This window comes from Actinomadura sp. SCN-SB, from assembly GCF_043906805.1.
Classification (GTDB): Bacteria; Actinomycetota; Actinomycetes; order Streptosporangiales; family Streptosporangiaceae; genus Spirillospora.
Genome location: NZ_JBIMPP010000167.1, coordinates 1 through 1,043, shown reverse-complemented (window position 1 = coordinate 1,043; position 1,043 = coordinate 1). Strand labels below are relative to the sequence as shown.

1 rRNA gene is annotated in these 1,043 nt (G+C 59.0%); it reads right to left on the bottom strand.

Annotation, left to right across the window (positions count from 1 at the left end):
• Positions 1–6: 6 nt before the first annotated feature.
• Positions 7–1,043, bottom strand: a 23S ribosomal RNA gene (locus ACGWYJ_RS38885); the annotation flags it as partial.

Here is a 1,043-nt window from a genome sequence, read left to right as displayed (position 1 = left end):
TATGTGTGTGTCAAGCCGCTCGGCCTATTAGTACCGGTCAACTCCACACCTCACAGTGCTTCCATCTCCGGCCTATCAACCCGATCGTCTACCGGGGGCCTTACCCCACCCGAAGGCGGGAGGGAGAACTCATCTCGAGGAAGGCTTCCCGCTTAGATGCTTTCAGCGGTTATCCCGACCGAACGTAGCCAACCAGCCATGCCCCTGGCGGGACAACTGGCACACCAGAGGTCCGTCCGTCCCGGTCCTCTCGTACTAGGGACAGACCCTCTCAATTCTCCTACGCGCGCAGCGGATAGGGACCGAACTGTCTCGCGACGTTCTAAACCCAGCTCGCGTGCCGCTTTAATGGGCGAACAGCCCAACCCTTGGGACCTACTCCAGCCCCAGGATGCGACGAGCCGACATCGAGGTGCCAAACCATCCCGTCGATATGGACTCTTGGGGAAGATCAGCCTGTTATCCCCGGGGTACCTTTTAGCCGTTGAGCGACACCGCTTCCACACGCCGGCGCCGGATCACTAGGCCCTGCTTTCGCACCTGCTCGACACGTCCGTCTCACAGTCAAGCTCCCTTGTGCCCTTACACTCACCACCTGATTACCAACCAGGCCGAGGGAACCTTTGGGCGCCTCCGTTACCCTTTAGGAGGCAACCGCCCCAGTTAAACTACCCACCAGGCACTGTCCCCCACCCGGATACACGGGCGCGGGTTAGACGCTCAAAACGACCAGAGTGGTATTTCACCAACGACTCCACGGCAACTGGCGTCACCGCTTCACAGTCTCCCACCTATCCTACACAAACCGCCCCGAACGCCAATGCCAAGCTATAGTGAAGGTCCCGGGGTCTTTCCGTCCTGCTGCGCGAAACGAGCATCTTTACTCGTACTGCAATTTCACCGGGCCTGTGGTTGAGACAGCGGGGAAGTCGTTACGCCATTCGTGCAGGTCGGAACTTACCCGACAAGGAATTTCGCTACCTTAGGATGGTTATAGTTACCACCGCCGTTTACCGGCGCTTAGATTCTCAGCCTCGACCCCC